Annotated in this window: 19 protein-coding genes, 1 tRNA gene and 1 pseudogene; 11 read left to right on the forward strand and 10 right to left on the reverse strand. The window is 44.6% G+C overall.

Going from position 1 to position 17,054, the window contains the following annotated elements:
* Nucleotides 1–230: 230 nt before the first annotated feature.
* The gene (locus F6Q11_RS01655) at nt 231–1,667 is read right to left on the reverse strand and encodes a S41 family peptidase (RefSeq protein ID WP_297025981.1); all 1,437 of its coding nucleotides are present in this window, start codon (nt 1,665–1,667) and stop codon (nt 231–233) included.
* Between the two features lie 500 nt (nt 1,668–2,167).
* Here F6Q11_RS01655 and F6Q11_RS01660 point away from each other — a divergent pair, with 500 nt between their 5' ends.
* Nucleotides 2,168–3,283, forward strand: a complete 1,116-nt coding sequence (locus F6Q11_RS01660; protein ID WP_297025982.1) for an NAD(P)/FAD-dependent oxidoreductase — start codon at nt 2,168–2,170, stop codon at nt 3,281–3,283.
* Between the two features lie 162 nt (nt 3,284–3,445).
* On the forward strand, nt 3,446–4,255 hold the full coding sequence (locus tag F6Q11_RS01665; RefSeq protein ID WP_297025983.1) for a spherulation-specific family 4 protein: 810 nt from the start codon (nt 3,446–3,448) through the stop codon (nt 4,253–4,255).
* 165 nt (nt 4,256–4,420) lie between these two features.
* On the opposite strand, the gene F6Q11_RS01670 is transcribed toward F6Q11_RS01665, so the two are convergent.
* The 6 genes and pseudogenes from F6Q11_RS01670 to F6Q11_RS01695 form a co-directional block, all read right to left on the reverse strand.
* Nucleotides 4,421–5,014 carry a cob(I)yrinic acid a,c-diamide adenosyltransferase gene (locus tag F6Q11_RS01670; RefSeq protein ID WP_297025984.1) on the reverse strand — a complete coding sequence of 198 codons (594 nt, stop codon included), beginning with the start codon at nt 5,012–5,014 and terminating at the stop codon, nt 4,421–4,423.
* An 80-nt stretch (nt 5,015–5,094) separates the two neighbouring features.
* Entirely contained in the window at nt 5,095–6,504 is a 1,410-nt protein-coding gene (locus F6Q11_RS01675) for an APC family permease (protein WP_297025985.1), read from the reverse strand.
* A 246-nt stretch (nt 6,505–6,750) separates the two neighbouring features.
* The gene (locus F6Q11_RS01680) at nt 6,751–7,695 is read right to left on the reverse strand and encodes a TIGR00269 family protein (RefSeq protein WP_297025986.1); all 945 of its coding nucleotides are present in this window, start codon (nt 7,693–7,695) and stop codon (nt 6,751–6,753) included.
* A 136-nt stretch (nt 7,696–7,831) separates the two neighbouring features.
* Nucleotides 7,832–8,191: pseudogene (locus F6Q11_RS01685) on the reverse strand (DUF4382 domain-containing protein); the annotation flags it as partial.
* A gap of 12 nt (nt 8,192–8,203) precedes the next feature.
* A complete protein-coding gene (locus tag F6Q11_RS01690; RefSeq protein ID WP_297025987.1) occupies nt 8,204–8,332 on the reverse strand; it encodes a hypothetical protein in 129 nt (42 codons plus the stop codon).
* A gap of 202 nt (nt 8,333–8,534) precedes the next feature.
* Nucleotides 8,535–8,619, reverse strand: a tRNA-Ser gene (locus tag F6Q11_RS01695).
* A 216-nt stretch (nt 8,620–8,835) separates the two neighbouring features.
* On the opposite strand from F6Q11_RS01695, the gene rpl7ae reads away from it, so the two are divergent.
* Genes rpl7ae through infB form a run of 5 tightly spaced genes read left to right on the forward strand, consistent with a single transcriptional unit; the run spans nt 8,836 to nt 11,815 of the window.
* Nucleotides 8,836–9,201 (forward strand): 50S ribosomal protein L7Ae, encoded by a 366-nt coding sequence (rpl7ae, locus tag F6Q11_RS01700; RefSeq protein WP_010901526.1) that lies wholly within the window; start codon nt 8,836–8,838, stop codon nt 9,199–9,201.
* 11 nt (nt 9,202–9,212) lie between these two features.
* Nucleotides 9,213–9,422 carry a 30S ribosomal protein S28e gene (locus F6Q11_RS01705; protein ID WP_010901525.1) on the forward strand — a complete coding sequence of 70 codons (210 nt, stop codon included), beginning with the start codon at nt 9,213–9,215 and terminating at the stop codon, nt 9,420–9,422.
* Nucleotides 9,422–9,625 carry a 50S ribosomal protein L24e gene (locus tag F6Q11_RS01710; RefSeq protein ID WP_367119316.1) on the forward strand — a complete coding sequence of 68 codons (204 nt, stop codon included), beginning with the start codon at nt 9,422–9,424 and terminating at the stop codon, nt 9,623–9,625. Before F6Q11_RS01705 ends, F6Q11_RS01710 begins: the two co-directional genes overlap by 1 nt.
* A complete protein-coding gene (gene ndk / locus F6Q11_RS01715; RefSeq protein ID WP_297025989.1) occupies nt 9,622–10,068 on the forward strand; it encodes a nucleoside-diphosphate kinase in 447 nt (148 codons plus the stop codon). The genes F6Q11_RS01710 and ndk overlap by 4 nt, the downstream gene beginning before the upstream one ends.
* On the forward strand, nt 10,046–11,815 hold the full coding sequence (infB, locus tag F6Q11_RS01720; RefSeq protein WP_297025990.1) for a translation initiation factor IF-2: 1,770 nt from the start codon (nt 10,046–10,048) through the stop codon (nt 11,813–11,815). Before ndk ends, infB begins: the two co-directional genes overlap by 23 nt.
* A 10-nt stretch (nt 11,816–11,825) precedes the next feature.
* Here infB and F6Q11_RS01725 read toward each other — a convergent pair whose 3' ends face one another.
* Nucleotides 11,826–12,779 carry an NAD-dependent epimerase/dehydratase family protein gene (locus F6Q11_RS01725; RefSeq protein ID WP_297025991.1) on the reverse strand — a complete coding sequence of 318 codons (954 nt, stop codon included), beginning with the start codon at nt 12,777–12,779 and terminating at the stop codon, nt 11,826–11,828.
* A gap of 53 nt (nt 12,780–12,832) precedes the next feature.
* Nucleotides 12,833–13,144 carry a helix-turn-helix transcriptional regulator gene (locus F6Q11_RS01730; protein ID WP_297025992.1) on the reverse strand — a complete coding sequence of 104 codons (312 nt, stop codon included), beginning with the start codon at nt 13,142–13,144 and terminating at the stop codon, nt 12,833–12,835.
* Nucleotides 13,145–13,251: 107 nt separating this feature from the next.
* On the opposite strand from F6Q11_RS01730, the gene F6Q11_RS01735 reads away from it, so the two are divergent.
* The 3 genes from F6Q11_RS01735 to F6Q11_RS01745 are packed head-to-tail and all read left to right on the forward strand — an operon-like array spanning nt 13,252 to nt 15,744.
* Nucleotides 13,252–13,863, forward strand: a complete 612-nt coding sequence (locus F6Q11_RS01735) for an FmdE family protein (RefSeq protein ID WP_297025993.1) — start codon at nt 13,252–13,254, stop codon at nt 13,861–13,863.
* A complete protein-coding gene (locus tag F6Q11_RS01740) occupies nt 13,863–14,636 on the forward strand; it encodes a sulfite exporter TauE/SafE family protein (RefSeq protein ID WP_297025994.1) in 774 nt (257 codons plus the stop codon). Before F6Q11_RS01735 ends, F6Q11_RS01740 begins: the two co-directional genes overlap by 1 nt.
* A 31-nt stretch (nt 14,637–14,667) precedes the next feature.
* The gene (locus tag F6Q11_RS01745; protein ID WP_297025995.1) at nt 14,668–15,744 is read left to right on the forward strand and encodes a 5-(carboxyamino)imidazole ribonucleotide synthase; all 1,077 of its coding nucleotides are present in this window, start codon (nt 14,668–14,670) and stop codon (nt 15,742–15,744) included.
* Nucleotides 15,745–15,762: 18 nt separating this feature from the next.
* Here the strand turns inward: F6Q11_RS01745 and F6Q11_RS01750 are convergent, their stop codons facing one another.
* Complete coding sequence (locus F6Q11_RS01750) at nt 15,763–16,275, reverse strand: ACT domain-containing protein (protein WP_297025996.1); 513 nt, start codon at nt 16,273–16,275, stop codon at nt 15,763–15,765.
* A 166-nt stretch (nt 16,276–16,441) separates the two neighbouring features.
* Here F6Q11_RS01750 and F6Q11_RS01755 point away from each other — a divergent pair, with 166 nt between their 5' ends.
* Nucleotides 16,442–17,011, forward strand: coding sequence for an O-acetyl-ADP-ribose deacetylase (locus tag F6Q11_RS01755; RefSeq protein WP_297025997.1), 570 nt, complete (start codon nt 16,442–16,444; stop codon nt 17,009–17,011).
* Nucleotides 17,012–17,054 lie beyond the last annotated feature (43 nt).

A 17,054-nucleotide genomic window follows, 5' to 3' on the forward strand; every position in this document is an offset into this window, starting at 1 on the left:
AGTTCCAAGATCTCTTCTGAAAATGGGTCTTAACTATAAAACAGAAAGCCATAATGTTTTTCATATCCACTTAATTAAATAATCGGATACCTACCTATCCTTTTGAACATATATATGCTGATTATTGTCACAATTCCCTATCGCTTACTTCAAAGCTTTTTATGGATGTTCCAATTTCAACGACAAATTTTCCCCAAGCAGACTTCATAGATAGTGATACGTATAGACTCCTAATAATTGCTATCACGCCGCTTGGAACGTATCAGTTCCAATGTTTCTATAAGGATAGTATTTGTATCCCATTCGTGTTTCATGTAATTTTCTATGCCTATCGATATATCTGGCTCTATTCTATAAAACATATTTTTGTCAGGGTCTTTTAACATTAATTTTGATGATACCCATCCCTTGAGTCCTGAAATATCTAAGGAAAAACGAATAGTATTCGTAAACGCATTTGCAGGTTGAGAGGAAGGAATCCCAATTATGGTCGCTCCACATTTTTTCAGCATATACAAAAGATCAAAACCAGCACTGAAGGTTCTAGCTGAGGATAGCACATATACTTTAATTTCGCTACTAAAACGGAAGAATCTTTCATATTCCGCAAAGGTAGGTGATAGATCAACTATCTCTTTCCATTCATCACGATCAATTCCTCTCTTTCCTGATAACCATTTATGCATCTCCTCAAAGGTATATCCTCCAGGTGATTCCATATCTCCCTTGGTGTTAAATTGGTCTTTATACCAGGCTGAATGCCGCTCTATATCATATCCAGTATCTACTTCCAATGCTCTGTCCCCATATAAAAAATAAGCTAAAATGTATGCTAAATAAGAATTGCCTCCTTTATTTTTCCGCAGATCCACAATGAGATCTTTGATATTTTTATCAATCATTATCTGAAGAAGTTCAACTATACGATCAGATGCTGACGGGACCTTAGATATCATCTTCTCTATTTTTCCATTGGTCTCAAATCCTTGATATTTTAGAAGCTCCCGTAGGAAAGATTCGCTTGCGCCGAGTTTCAGCTGTGATTCATAGTTTTCCCTGTATTTGGTCATAGAATCTATCTTTAGATATCCAACTCTATCCTCAAGTATTTTATACGAAATATCTGTTTTTGAAGATCTGATAAGCGATGAACCATGTTCAATCAATTTACCAGGCGGTTCTTGACTGAAGGGAAGGATAATTTTCTGAATCGAATTATTTTCAAAAGATTGTAGGGTGAGTACCACCTTTTTAATATTGCTTATGTCATCTCTAGTAAGAAATGAAATGGTATATGGATCCTTAAGAGCGTCTGCAAGATGAATAAGATTTTCATAAATTCCATTTGCACCTCTTATCTCAAGCATTTTTGACAATAAGTGCTCTACAGGAACTTCGTCAATGGCAAGAAGGCAGTGGCCAATGAGATTGCTAAATTTCTTCTCATACACACCTACAACAATAAGCTTCTCTTCTATAGGCTCCAACTCAATCCAGATTCGTCCTTCATTGTGTTCTAACGGATCCATGAAGGTGTGACCATCACCTACAAGTGCAACGATTTTGGAGGCAATTGTGTGTATCTGAGGGATCTCCAGAGTTTCTGGTAAATTGCTCAGAATCTCATCAATCTTTATGTAAAACTTAACTTGCGAACCAACATTCATGAAAGGATCTGGATGAGCTTCGGTTAATATCTTGATCAGCTGAGATATATCGGATAACACATCCTATCTCGTGAATTTGCGCAAGGATGTATTCATATTTTTCTATATAAGCGTGGTCTCATTAAACTTGCGATGAATTTCTTCTAACGAGAAACTGAGCAGATCAGTTTGTTTAGCATATCCATTTAATGAAAGGTTAGGATGTTGGAGGAGGCTGTAATTCTCAACAGCTCCAATGATGAGATACACGGTATTCCCAGATGGAAATATTTTTAGAGTGTGCATCTTCCACGATAACCAAGTGGTGTAATACCTAAGCAGGGCTGTTGCATAATCAATGCTCATGGGGATCTTTCGTCTTTCACTGCATATACCGGTACAGGCAGCTGTCTCTTCGCTGAAAGGAAGAAGTTCTGAAGCTTAAGCAGAGTAATAGTTTACAAGTCTGGATGGACTAAGTTAGGAAGATATATATTATTAATAGTTATGGACTTCCCTAAATGGAAAGTGCAAATATTGTTATAATCGGTGCTGGTGTAGTTGGCCTTTCCATAGCGTCTGAATTATCTAAAGATAATGAATCTGTATATGTTTTTGAGAAGAACAGGGTGTTCGGTGCCGAAACCAGCAGCCATAACAGCGGCGTAATACATTCAGGTATATACTATCCAAAGGGCACACTAAAAGCCACTCTCTCTATCAAGGGAAACTCAATGATATATCAGATCTGCGAGAAATATGGAATATCATATAAAAGGCTGGGAAAACTCATCGTGGCAACCGGAGATCGTGAACTGAAGGAACTGGAAAAAATCTTCCAGAATGGAATGAATAATGGAATAGACGGTATAGAAATGGTGGACAGCGATGGCGTGAGAAGAATTGAACCAGCGGTACAAGCAGATGCCGCCATATACGTCCCGTCAACTGGAATAGTCGAACCATACGATTTGATGAATTATTACTATGCCAAAATCTCGAAAAACGGTGGCATAGTGGCTCTGAGAACTGAAGTTACCGGCATAAGAAAATCGGGAGATGGCTATATTCTTGATGGAATCAGTGCCGGTGAGAGATTCTCAGTAAGATGCAATACCGTGATAAATGCGGCTGGCCTTTATTCCGATAGGATAGCTGAGATTGCAGGTTTCGATGTCGACAGCCTCGGATATAGATTGAATTACGTTAAGGGTGATTATTTCAGGGTATCTGGTAAACCACCGGTCAGAATGCTTGTATACCCCATACCTGAAGCATCTGGCCTTGGTATACATCTAACTCCGGATCTTTCAGGTTCAGTGAGGCTTGGTCCCAACGCATATGAAGTTGATCATATAGATTACAGGGTGGAGTCCAAGGCTGAAGATTTCATGGCCTCGGTGATGAGGTTTCTTCCATCAATATCGGAATACGAGATCCATGAGGACTCTACTGGCATCAGGCCTCAGCTTAGGAAAAAGGACGGTTCATATAAGGACTTCATAATCAGAAATGAAGTCGATCACGGAATGCCCAATTTCATAAATCTTATAGGAATAGAATCACCGGGTCTTACCGCATCGCCGGCAATAGCTTCCTATGTCTCTGATATATACAAGAATGAAATAAGAAACTGATCTTGATCATAGCGTATGAAAATCGATTTGAGGAAATGATCATTCGAAGTAAATTTAGCGGTGTTATATATATTAGAAGATGAAATATAAGTTGGAGATTATGAAACGGAAGCTGAATCGACATAAAATATGTATTATGTTTGATGATAGTACATCGTCCACATGGTCAAGTACAGGAAGGCATTGATATCGATTTTTCTTGTGGTTGTTTTGTCTTCGCTGACAGCAATAGGATACCATTATTATTCAGCGGAGGAACGGTATGGTTCAGGACATGGCTATAAAGTGACTGGTCTGATCATTCCACTGTACAGCGACCCGAATGGGTCGTGGATAGATATATTGCAGATACACCGCCAGTTTCCGGATGTTCCTATGATTGTGATAATAAACCCGGATAACGGCCCAGGTCAGAATTTTTCGCATGATTATTTCAACTGGACTCAAGCGCTTATGAATGCGGGCATCAGGGTCATAGGTTACGTTTACACAGAGTATGGATCCAGATCTGCTGGTGTCATAGAGAGCCAGACCATTGATTATTTGAACTGGTATCATGTCAATGGTCTGTTTCTGGATGAGGTTTCTGAATACAGCAACTATAGTTCATACTATGAAGACCTTACTGACATCTGCAGATCGCTGGGCGCAGAGTATATCGTCGGTAATCCAGGCACCTCAGCGCCTTTAAACATAACACAGTACTTCAACCTCACCGTGCTTTATGAGAATCCTGGCATCCCTCCACTGGAAAACTTATCATTGATTGTGAACGGGACGCCCAGATCACACTCTTCGATAATATGCTATGACGTGGAGGCTGTCAACGAATCGGTACTAAACACCATCTTGAATTATTTCTCATACGTATACTTCACTAATCGTGGACTTCCAAATCCGTATGCAAGCCTTCCGGAGTATCTTTATCAGGAGATGAGCCTAGTCTCCTCTTTACATCCTGCAAATGAATGATCGAATCATATATTCCACAATGCTCAGATGGTACTTACAGATAAACGGCTGCAACGATGTTACCGGAATGCCATATTTTTAGATCTAGTGGTTGTCAGCGAATTCGGTGAATTTTTCTTACAGTTTTTAATTCCAAGGATTCGATAGCAGCCATATTCAATTATATCAAAAATCGACGCCACGCCTTGCAAGTATGCCTCTCTGATATGGATGCTTCGGTGAGGATACTTCCGTGATCAGATCCGCCCTCTCCATGATCTCCTTTGGCATCTTTCGTCCTGTGAAAACAAGTTCTGTGTGATCAGGCTTCAGTTTGAAGATCTCCATGACTTCATCCAGGCTTAAAAGATAGTAGTATAGCGCAACGTTGATCTCATCGTATATGAATACGTCCCATTTTCCGCTCTTCAGCTCCTCCAGCGATCTATCAAAATGTTCCTTTACGGCCTTCCTGTAATCATCTGGAGGATGACCTTTCTTGCAGATTACAACGTTCTTTACCTTGTCCAGATCCTCCTTTGGAATCTCATTTTCCCATGCGATGAAATAAGGCATTCCAACGAAATCAACCCGCAGATTCCTGTCAAAAATCAACGCTGATTTGTTCTCGCCATACACGCCTGTCTTCATGAACTGCAACATGTAAACACTGTAACCCCACCCAAGAGCCCTGAACGCAAGGCCGAAAGCTGCAGTGGTCTTTCCCTTGCCGTCTCCGGTGAACACATCGATGAGGCCGAGTTTCGAAGTCTCTTCCATGATCCAAGATCGGAATGGGATATAATAGATATAACTGATTGTGCCGACTAAAAATAATTTAAATCATGTCTCGAGACAAATTACTGTTTTACGGTAGTGAATGTATCCATCCTTATGGAACGGTTTCTCATCACGTATATTATAACCAGGGAGAGTATGACCAGGAGCGGAATTATGGCATATACAAGGGATAGCGGGTAAGACAGCCCCGTCAACGAATAATACATAGCGATGCCTATTATTCCGCTCGCTATGGTTGGGCCAACGATGTGTATGAGTGGTTTCAGCTGCTTCAGTTTGAACATGAAGAATGGAAGGCTCTCATTTATGATTATGTGGTAGACCAATGTAAATGTCGAACCAACAAGAGCATTTATTACGAGCAGATAGTACATTCCATAATTCTCCCCGTAATAATGTACTAGGGGAATGAGACCGAAGCCTATACCTATTATCGCTATTACGAATACGGTTATGACGGCAATGTATGGGCTTCCGTATCTGTCATGAACCTTCGCAAAAACAGGCGGCAGTATCCCATCCCTTGCAAGAGAGAATAGATCTCTGGCCGCGCTGTTTCCGAATATCACCGTGGATATCAGTGCAGATACAAGAAACACGAAGAATGCTGCCAGTGTCACGTCCATACCATAGTAGCTTTTCGTGACGAAGAGGCCAGGAGCGAAGAATTCAAGGGCAGCGGGAAGATGAGGCCCAGCACCTGCGACGTTCGCATATATCACAAAGGTATCATAGGATATCATGATGATGAGGGATGTAATTATTGCCTTTTTTATGCTTTTCGATGGCATCTTGGCCTCTTCCGCAAGAACAACGATGGATCCATAACCTGAGAAGGCAACAAAACCTCCAACGATCATTCCAAGAAAGAATCCATGAAGCCCATCATTTGAGTTCATTATATTGAAATACTGTATACCATTGTATGGAGATTTCACTATTATGGCAATGGACAGTGCAAGGTAAAAAGCCAGATCGATGAGGCCCACGGTGACCGCGATCTTCTGACTGTAGTTGAGGGAGAGATATCCCACTATAAGGTATATGACGGGCGTTACAAAGGAAATGGCTATGACGTATGTGAATGGAAGAGAATAACCGATCATGGTTTCCAGACCGATCCATGTGAACCATCCCAGCAGTATGCTCGAACCTATTATGCTGCTCAGGACAACAAAAAGATAGTAGAAGCCAACACTCTTGCTGAAATACTTATTGTTGAATGTCGCTTCCACAAACTTGTAATAACCCCCCGCACTGCTTATGCGACCACTATAAACATATACTGCTATCACGGCTAGAAAGAGTGTCAATCCACCAATGAGGAAGGTCAGCGGCGCGGTTTTCCCTGCGTAATCCATGGCCGAGGCTCCCGTGAAGGCAAATGGACCGGCAGGTGAAATAACCATTATAGCATAGAATACAAGACCCCAGAACGTTATTACATCCTTCTTCAGTGTGCCAGCCACCAGTTGAAATCGCTTTCATAGAGATTAAAATGTCGTGAAATTAGTGTTCAGGATAAGATATTGCTATGCACGAATAACGGTGGTTTGTCCCTGAGCTCCATATACCATGAGAAAAAACGGCATCCTCAGAAAATAACCAAGCTTAAATGATCCTCTATGGGCCAGGGAGCGTAAGAATGAACACCTCACGAAACGATCCGTATTGATCTTTACGTCATACAGGGTTGGAATAAAAGACGCATTTTGTCATCTGAAGCTGATATCATATTCTTCACCTTTTCCTTCCTTCCTGAGGCTCTCAATGGCAGCGCAAGCTGAACATATATCATTCTCCGTAGGTGCACCACATATCTTGCATCTTCCCAGTATCTTTGTCTTCTCTGCCTCATGCGATCTGGCTCTTTCAAAAAATTTAAGTATAGAGAACTTCGTACTTGGATTGTATTCTGATAGCCTATTGATCACCTCTCGGAATATGTTTCTCTGAGCCCGTGAATAATACGGACACCAGCTGCTGTCAAATGGTATCCCATTGGCAACTGCGTAGATCACGACCTCCTTTTCAGGAACGGATCTGAGTGGTGCGATGCGCCTCACAAGGCCGTCTTTAATGTCCTTCTGCGGTGACATCCTCATGAATCTGTCAAAATCGCCCTTTGCAACGTTCATGAGTATGGATTGACTGTAATCGTCTAGATTGAGCCCAAGGGCCACGTAATCCGCATTCTGTTGTTCCGCCATCTCGTTTATGAGCTTTCTTCTGAGGGGACCGCAATATGAACAAGGTATCCTGTTGGGATCAGAGGATACTATTGAATCAAGGGTCATACCGAACGAATCCCTGAACCGTATTATGCTGTGTTCAACGCCGAGCATGTTGGCGAGCCTTATGGCACTATCAAGTCCTGCTGGTCTGTATCCATTTATTCCCTCGTCTACGGTGAATGCCGCCAGCTTGACGTTTCTCCTGTTTGACAGGATCTTGTGGAGCAGGTAAAGCGTGACTGAGGAATCCTTTCCGCCAGATATTGCCACAGATATTCTGACCATGGGCTTCTTCAGATCTATCTGCTTTCTTATCTCCGACTTAACGCGTTTTTCGACCATTTCATTGAAGTGTTCTCTGCAGAGATACAGCCCATTATAACTGGCGAAGTAAATTGCTTCAGCGTTGCACTTCGAGCATCTCATGTTTACTGCATGTATCCAGAATTGATATTTATGGAAGATCCTTTTTTATAGCAAAATGAATGCTGGCCTTTGAATCACTTATATCATAATCTAAAAATGTAGATAATTGGAAATTAATATTATAGTCTCTCCGTATTCAATTTGTTGTGTAGCCCACATACGGAGTGAAAATCTTTGACTGAAGGTTGAGATCGGAATGCAGATCGAACTCTATTATCACCGTTGTCGTTGAATGAGGCGATACAGTGAATGGATGGTTGATGAATGCAAATTGCGCACTCATGCTGAAGGTTTCATTAGTTCCTGAAAAGATCACGTTGACCTTGGATATGTATAGACGGATCATCGTGTATTTTCCAGCATGCAGCGATATGTTGGTAAGGAGAGAAGCATTACTTGTGGTGAGACCGTATATGTTCACGGTCTTATCGATCGTATAGTTTTGCCATCCGCTTGTATTGCTGTGCAACGCCACTGATGTGAACGTTATGTAAACAGCGGATACATTTTAATTTGGAAGATCCGAAACCGATATTGCCATCCTTCCGGTGTCGGTTGAATTATAATAGGCATAGCCGCCTACCGCTGCAATTATTGCAATCAGAATTATGGCCATGACAACGTATGAAACTTTCACATACGTTGATTTCAAGCCCAGTATTTAAATTTTCACCTATAATAGCGGTATTTTGCGTTTGAAGTTCATTCTATATATTTTTCAGATTCATGGATCAAATCAGTTTCGAAAACACCATGGTGGTCAATGAGATGGCATTAAATTGCATCTCCTCTACTGTCGCGTTACAGATGCCAGCGTCGAAGACAAAGGAATAATATAGCGCTGGGAGGGAGATTTGAACTCCCGAGCTCTTTACGAGCACAGGTTTTCCAGACCTGCGCCTTACCGGGCTAGGCTATCCCAGCTTTAAATAGCCAAGCAGTTTTCCATTATGGAAGCTGAATTTATAAAGGTTTCCTGCATCGGCGAAATAATCCATTCTAAATGATTATATATCCGCAAATCATCATCTCGTTGCATCATACGAGGTCTTGATACCAGGTGCATGACGCTTCAAATAAAATATATATGCGTTCGGCATATGGGAAAAGCTCGTATATTGAGATGAAGGAGGTAATGATATGGAAAAGAGCTACGTGAAGTTTGAAACTCCCGAAGACGTTTCGCAGAAAGCACTGGATCTTGTGGAGAGTTCGTACAGAACCGGAAAGGTCAAGAAGGGTACTAACGAGGTTATAAAGTCCATAGAGAGAGGAGAGAGCAAGCTGGTTGTCATAGCGGAGGACGTTAATCCGCCTGAAGTTGTATACTACTTGCCTTCTCTCTGCGAGGACAAGAAGGTTCCATACGTCTATGTGAAGAAGAAGGCAGATCTGGGTTCAAAGGTTGGTATAGCCTCAGCAGCGTCTGTTTCCATAGTGGACTATGGAAAGAATGAGGAACTCTACAAATCCATAGTTTCTGCTCTTGAGCAGATAAAGAAGTGAAGGTGAAATAGATGCCCAACGAGGCGACACCCGCTGAGGTTGTCGAGATAATAGGAAGAACGGGAATGACCGGAGAAGCGACAACGGTAAAGGTCAGGGTACTTGCAGGTAGGGACCAGGGAAGGATAATAGCGAGAAACGTTCTCGGTCCAGTAAGGGTCGGTGACATCCTGATGCTCATGGAGACCGCAAGAGAAGCAAAGAAGCTCTCTATAAGGTGATAACATTGGCAAAGAACTGCAGTTTCTGTGGCAAGGCAATAGAACCTGGGACAGGAATAATGTATGTCCGCAAGGATGGTGCGATCCTCTATTTTTGCTCCAATAAGTGCAGGAAGAACATGATAGAGCTGAACCGCGTTCCCAGATATGTGAAATGGACTAATGAATATCATGACTTAAAGAAGATGAGGGCCAAATCATGACGGAGAGAACTCTTGTGCTTCTCAAGCCTGATGCTGTCAAGAGGAGATTGATCGGGCGCATAATTTCCAGACTCGAAGATAAGGGGCTCAAGGTGGTTGCGCTCAAATTCATGCAGATGACGCATGATCAGGCGGAAAATCACTATTCTGTACACAGATCGAAGCCATTCTTCAAGGATCTCGTAAGCTATATCACCTCTGGTCCGATCGTGGCCATGGTGCTTGAGGGCCCTAAGGCCATCGAGGTCGTGAGGCTGATGGCAGGATCCACAGATGGCTCAAAGGCTCAGCCAGGGACTATACGCGGAGATTTCTCAATGGGCATTGAAAAGAACATAATACATGCATCAGATTCTCCAGAGGCCTATTCTCATGAGATGCCCATATTCTTCAATGAGAGTGAGATAGTAGAATGGTCCTATGGCGACGAAATCATCTACTAGCCAGACTGCCTCAAAACTGAGGCAGCCAATAGTTTGCGTTCTGGGTCATGTTGACCATGGAAAGACCACGTTGCTTGATCTCATCAGGGGTACCTCTGTAGCCAGCAAGGAACCCGGGGGGATAACACAGAGAATAGCCGCAACAACGGTTGATATTTCCAGAATTCTGAAGGAGACCGAGAAGCTCAACACGAAGGGATTGAAGATACCGGGGCTGTTGTTCATAGATACGCCTGGTCATGTCGCATTTTCAAATATGAGGGCTAGAGGAGGCGCTCTAGCAGATCTTGCAATACTCGTGATCGACATCAACGAGGGCATAATGCCCCAGACTGTTGAATCAATAGATATATTGAAGAAGTTTAAGACGCCGTTCATAATAGCAGCGAACAAGATCGACCTGATACCATTCTTCACCGATGTTAAAACAACGCTCTTCACGGAATTCATAAGAAAGCAGAGGCCAGAATATGTGAACGAGCTTGACAACAGGATATACGGCATAATGAACAAACTTTACGAATTTGGCCTGAACTCTGACAGATTCGACAGGATATCCGATTTCACGAAGACTGTAGCCATAGTCCCGGTCAGCGCCAAGAAGAACATAGGTGTACCAGAGATTCTTATGGTTCTCGCTGGCCTTGCACAGCGCTTCCTCGAACGGGAGATAGAGTACAAGGATATAAATGGCCACGCCACGATAATAGAGGTCAGGAAGGAGGAGTCCGCGGGTATCACTCTCGACGCTGTTCTCTATCAGGGCACAATATCTGTCGGCGATACCATAGCCGTGAACACGAAGAATGGGCCAGCTGTGACCAAGGTCAAGGCTCTGTTCGTGAACACGGGTAAGGGCCAGCGCTCACTGAAAGAGGTGAAGAAGGTATCAGCAGCCGAAGGTATTAGGGTGCTCATAAGCGATAAGATCGATGTCATATCTGGATCGCCAATGATCGTTGTCAACGATAACCTTGATCAGGTTATGAAGGAGATCGAGGAGGAGAGCAAGATAGACATCCAGCTGAGTGAAGATGGCATATACGTGAAGGCGGAGGCCATCGGATCCCTCGAGGCTATAAGCTATGAGCTGAACAAGCAGGGTATAAAGATAAGGCAGGCTCAGGTTGGAGACATAACAAAGAGAGACATAATGGATGTCTCGACTCTATCCGATCCAATAAATAGGATAATTGTGGGGTTCAACGTATCTGTGCTGCCTGAGGCTAAGGAGGCCATGTCTTCATCAGATGTGAGCATCGTCAATGGCGACATAATTTACAAGATCGTCGAGGACACACAGAAGGTTATGGACGATAGGAGGAAGATGCTCCTTCAGGGCAGGAAGATGTCAATGCCCGTACCGTCCAGGATAAGGATACTCCCGCAGTACATATTCAGGGCCTCTAAACCCGTCATTGTCGGTGTCAGAGTAGAAACCGGTCAGATAAAGGTTGGTGATAACCTGATAAGAGGTGACGGCAAATACGCGGGTACGATAAAGAGCATAAGGAATGAAGACATTAGTGTTCGATATCAGGATGCGCCAGCAGAGGTCGCTGTCGCAATAGACAACGTGACTCTGAACAGGCAGATCTTCCCGGACGATGTTCTTTATGTTGACATAAATGAAAACGTTGTGAAGGAGCTGCGCAGGGCACCGATGGAAAAGGATATAATGGACACGCTTGAGGAAATAATAAAGATAAAAAGAAAGGATAACCCCTTCTGGGGAACCAGGGTCTGAATTATTGTATTCAGGCCAGGTGTTTTCCGCTCACGCCGAGTTTCTCGGATATATGTTCGATCATGTCATCTACGGTTCTGTCCAGGTCGTAATCAAACCTATATCCCCACTCTCTGACTGCATCTGAAGAATCTATGCTTTCCGGCCATGTCGCCGCTATGCCATCCCTGTAATCCGGTTTGTATTCGATCTGGAAGCCGTTGATTCTCTCAGCTATCTTCATATATATCTCTTCAGGCGTAAAGCTGTATGCCTGCACATTGTAGCCATTCCTTATCTTGAGCCTCTCCGAATTCGCTTCGTAAAGATCGGTGAGGGCCCTGAGCGCGTCTGGCATGTACATCATGGGCAGGCGCCTGTTTCTCTGCAAGTAGCACGTATACTTCTTCATGCGTAAGGCGTAGTAGAATATCTCAACGGCGTAATCAGTGGTACCGGCTGTCGGCTCAGCCATGTAGCTTATGATACCTGGATAACGCAGCGATCTGACATCAAGCCCAAACTTCTCATAGTAGTACTGTGCCAGGAGCTCTGCCGCGACTTTTGTAACGCCGTACATCGTCCTTGGCCGCAGCACCGTTATGCTCGGTACATCGCGTTTTGGTGTTTCTGGGCCGAAGACTCCTATGGTGCTTGGTATTATAACCCTGTCTATGGAATGGTGCCTCGCAGCTTCCAGGACGTTGTAGGTACCATTCAAATTCACCCTATAGGCCAGATCCGGATCCTTTTCGCCCTTGGCTGAGAGTATGCCAGCCAGGTGGAATATGTCTGTGACCTTGTACTTCTCTATGGCACGGTCAAGCGAATCTCTGTCCGTCACGTCGAGCCGTATGTACCCTGTCTCTGTCCCCTTTGTTTCCATTATATCGGACGAGATAACAGAGTCCTTACCGTATTTCTCTCTCAGGTATGGAACAAGTTCGGTGCCGATCTGACCGGAAGAACCAGTAACGAGTATCATAACTATAGATCAAAGATCCGTATAAAAACAATTTTATTCAAGCCTGCTATGTTTTAGCTTATCCTGAGCACATTTTCCACTATATCCCTGTATTCCGGGTTTATATGGTAGAAGGTGAACTTCTTTATCTCACGTTTCTCTATTATCCCAGCATCATAGAGCTTGTTCAGGTGGACCGTCACGGTTGGTTGTGAAAGCTTGAGGGCAGGTACGAGCTCACAGGTGCAGACCTCATCGTATTCCATCATAAGGTCCAGGATGGCCAGCCTGACCTTGGATGCCAGAGCTTCCACTATCTTCTCCCTTCTCTCGTATGATCTCAGATCTGGATTCCTCAGTTTTATGATCCTGCAGGCCGACTCCATGATAAAATAAGAGTGGTTCATCACATATATAGTTTTCTGGCTATGGGATGGCATTGCATAGTTAAATAGAAATATAACTATTAAATATCTGACACCGGTGAAAACATATGGAAAAACTTGAGTTCGGGATTCCAGAGTGGGCATTTGAATTCCATGGGCACAAATGTCCATACATGCCGATGGGCTACAGGGCCGGTTCCTACGCCCTCAGGATCGCTGGTCTTGATAAGGAAAAGGACCACAGGACGTATCTGCTTTCGGAGATGTCCACCGAGGACATGAACGGATGCTTCAACGATGGAGCTCAGGCTGCCACCGGTTGCACATACGGAAAGGGTCTCTTTTCGCTGCTTGGTTACGGGAAGCTCGCCCTGATACTGTACAAGCCAGGAAGGAAAGCCATACGCGTACATGTAAGAAACAGCTTCATGGACGACCTGACCACAAGGGCCTCTGAATTCTTCAAATACAGGAAGCAGGGCTATGAGCCATCCGAAATACCGGCAGGCGCCATAGATCCAGTGCTTGAATGGATCTCATCGCTGAAGGATGAGGAAATATTCGAGTATGAGGAGATGGATGACTTCCACTTCGATCCTGTGAAGAAGAACGGTGCCAAGATCAAATGCGATATCTGCGGGGAATACACCTATGAAGCAGATGCAAAGATTCTGAATGGTAAACCCGTATGCAAACCTGACTACTACGGCAGGAAATGATGCCCATGATCGGGGCCCTCTACATAGTGATCCTCATACTTACCTGGATATTGTCCGCAATATTCGCAATATCTGGTGTGGGTGCGGCCAACACGCTCATACCGATATATTATTCATTCGGCATACCATTCTCGATAGCAGCAGCGGCCGGTCTTCTACTAAACGTATTTTCACTTTCAAGCGCAACGGCCAACAATGCGAAACACAGCTTCATACTATGGAAGATAGGTATAATATTCCTGATTCCTGCCGTCGCGATGGCACCAGTTGGGGCCATGGTCGGCGTCCACACACCAAGGAAGTATCTGCTCATAATATTCGTTGTGTTCCTCTCGTACACGCTATTCAATCTCATAAGGGGCAGAAAGACCGGAAAGAAGGATGCCGTGCTCACTGGGATCAGCGGTGCAATAACTGGGATTTTCATCGGTGCTCTGGCCGGTTTCCTCGGAGGTCTCCTTGGAGTGGGAGGCGGAATGATCATACTGCCCGTGCTTACCTTCATGGAGAGCGATTACAAGAAGATCGCCGGTACTTCGGCATTCATAGCACTTTTCTCATCGGCCTCAGGTTTCCTCTCTTATCTGGCCATACTCAGGGGGGTCAACTATCTGCTCTGGATTGTGGTGCTCATCGGTGGAATCGCTGGAGGCCTGTCCGGATCCTTCATGATGCACAGATTCGACAGCAGGAAGGTCAGGCTCCTGATCATTATAATAATACTCTTCGTAACGGTGAAGACAGCTTATTCCGTTGCGGTGAGCTTTCATTAAAATATTTATTTTTTGATAACATACGATGCGCATGAACATAGGCATAATAGGCACAGGGCAGCTTGGCTTCATGATGATAAACGAAGGACGCAGGCTTGGCAACAGATACCTCGTACTTGATTCAAATGGTGTTGGTCCAGCATCCCTGATAGCCGACGCACACTTCAGTCCAGAGGAATACAGAAAATTTGTGGATGAATCTGATGTCGTCACGTTCGAATTCGAACATGTGATGGAGGAAGCGCTGATCTACGCACAGTCTCAGAAAAAACTTTTTCCCGGGATCGAAGCCGTTGATCTGAAGAAGGATAGATCGAAGGAAAAGGACTTTCTGACCGATCATGGACTTCCCGTTGCGGAGTACCGGAAAGCGGATAGTTTTAATGAGGCGCTGAGGTATGCAAGGGACTTCGGCAGAGCCGTCATAAAGAACGCTTATGGTGGGTACGACGGCAAGGGCCAGGTCATCTATGATGGCGGCGTGACAGAGGAACTCCATGGGGAGAAATTCGTGGTTGAGGAATTCATAGATTTTGATTATGAAGCCTCTATAATAGCTGTAAGAGACAGAGAGGGAAACTTCACATACTTTGATCCGACGTACAATTACAACAGGGAAGCAATATTCATCTACAATGCGGCTCCCACAGAGGAGCTGGTAATGCCTGATATGGCCAGAAAGCTCCTGGAGGCCCTGGACTATCACGGCGTCATGGGTATCGAGTTCTATGTAAGAAACAGGCAGGTGATCATAAATGAGTATGCACCGCGTGTGCATAATTCTGGCCATCACACGCTACTCGGATCTTCTGTATCACAGTTCGAGGAGCATCTGAGGGCGATAAGCGGGATGCCGGTTCCAAAGCCCATCCTCTATCGCCCATCATCCTCCGTGAACATTCTGGGCCAGGATCTGAACCAGGATAAGGTGAAAAAGATACTGTCGCTGGGCGAATCAGAGATATATTGGTATGGAAAGGCAGGAATAAGGCGGAGAAGAAAGGTCGGCCATGTGAATCTTACCGGTTACACCAGGGAAAAACTAGACCATCGCATAGCCAGCGTGATGGATATACTTTACCCAGATGGTGTCCAGAATTACATATAATGGGTCTGGTCCGAACGATCACATGATCGTGATGGCTCTGACCCCTTCCACAGATTTGAGCTCCTGAATTATATCCGGCGGCACCTTCTGCTCAGTGACGACTACAGCCTTTGGATCCTCCACCAGTTCCGGGTCATCAACTATCACCTGCCTGATGCTTATGCCTCTTCTGGCTATTATGGTGGAGACTCCCGCTATTATGCCCGGCTTGGAGGCACTTTCAGGCAGTATCTCTATCACTCCATATCCAAGCTTGGAACTCGCCTTCCAGAGGTTAGCCACGGGTTCAAGCTGAGAGAAAACTGGATAGAGTGTCTCATCCTTTATTATACGATCGATGACACTCATCACGGATCTGCGATCCGTACCTGTGGCCTTGGCAAGCGTGTTCGGTCTTATCTCTATGTCTCCGCACATCAGTACGGGTTCATCGTATAGCTTTGCGACACGTATCCCCACAGAAAACATCTTCTTTACTATTTTGAGCTGCGAAGGGCTTCTGGAAAATTTCTCGTAGATATAAGACCACATTCATAATAAAATGCCCTTGCAATACTTAAATTTTTCAGGTTCCACCAGCGATCGATCCGCACGTCGGCATCGCGAGCATGCGTTCGGGTCTGGAGTCATGCTTTGATAGGCATTGTATGGCGTGCATGATCGAAGGAATTTTGAATGATTATCTCTATGCTGGTCTATGAAAGATCTGCTGAATTTTTCATACGGAAAACACAGAATAATCGTTGAGGTTGGTGATATTACAGAATCGGATGCAGATGCGATAGTGAATGCCGCCAATTCATCTCTCATGGGTGGTGGCGGTGTCGATGGTGCGATACACTCTGCCGCTGGCCCAGAACTCGACGCAGAACTTGCCGAGATAAGGCGCAGGCGTTATCCAGGCGGGCTCCCCCCAGGTGAGGCGGTGATAACCCGTGGATACAGGCTGAAATCTGCCCATGTGATACACACGGTTGGTCCTGTCTGGATGGGAGGCCATGGTGGGGAGGATGAGGTTCTTTACAGGGCATACAAAAATTCCATGATGGTGGCTGCCGATAACGGTATACGTGATATCGCGTTTCCGGCCATAAGCACTGGGGCATACGGATTTCCATTCGATCACGCTGAGAGGATAGCCATAAGATCCGTCAGGGACTTCCTCAATGGCCAGAATGACGCATACACGATCAGATTCATCTTTTATACGGAGAGCCAGGGCAGGGAGTTCCTATCGATACTTGCGAAGAACGGCATGATGCAATAACCCGAATGAACCTATATTCCTCAGCGATGTCCAAAAAATTCAT

It is taken from the genome of Thermoplasma sp. (assembly GCF_008709555.1).
Classification (GTDB): domain Archaea; phylum Thermoplasmatota; class Thermoplasmata; order Thermoplasmatales; family Thermoplasmataceae; genus Thermoplasma.